General features: G+C 57.5%; 1 protein-coding gene. It reads right to left on the bottom strand.

What is annotated here, in order from left to right; translation table 11 throughout:
* A partial coding sequence (locus D8Y22_RS22700) for a transposase (protein WP_246084516.1) occupies positions 1 to 447 on the bottom strand: 447 nt, incomplete at both ends.

Genomic DNA, 447 nt, shown 5'->3' with positions numbered 1-447 from the left:
GTCCCAGCACCCTTCGACAGCGTTCAATTCGGGGAGCTTCGACGGAAAATACCACACTTCGAGATCGTCCCCGCGCACGCACGAGACCGAACTGTCAGAGACAGTTCCGGTCTCGCGCTCTCCGCTCACGTGCTCCCAGGGATCCCTCGCATAGAAGTAGCCCGCCCGGTCGAGAAACACCACTAATTCTTCATCGAACTTGTCTTTCAGCGCCTCTAACAACCGAATCCCGTGGAATCTGGTCAAGTTCTCCTCTGTCCAGCAGTAGAAGCTGTCACCGTCGTCGGTGACAGCGCCCAGCACTGTCACCGACTTCCAGGACGTTGCAGTCTCTATCGTCGGATTTGACCCGATCGGGTACCAGCCACGCCGCTGGACGGTTCCGACGTGCTTGGTGAACTGATCGACGACAACGACGGTTTTCTCGCTCAGTTCGGGCCGTTTTTT

Origin of the sequence: Salinadaptatus halalkaliphilus (assembly GCF_006543045.1) — an archaeon.
In the GTDB taxonomy this organism is placed as follows: domain Archaea; phylum Halobacteriota; class Halobacteria; order Halobacteriales; family Natrialbaceae; genus Salinadaptatus; species Salinadaptatus halalkaliphilus.
Note: the sequence above shows the minus strand (reverse complement) of the source record. Positions and strands in the feature narration are given on the sequence as shown.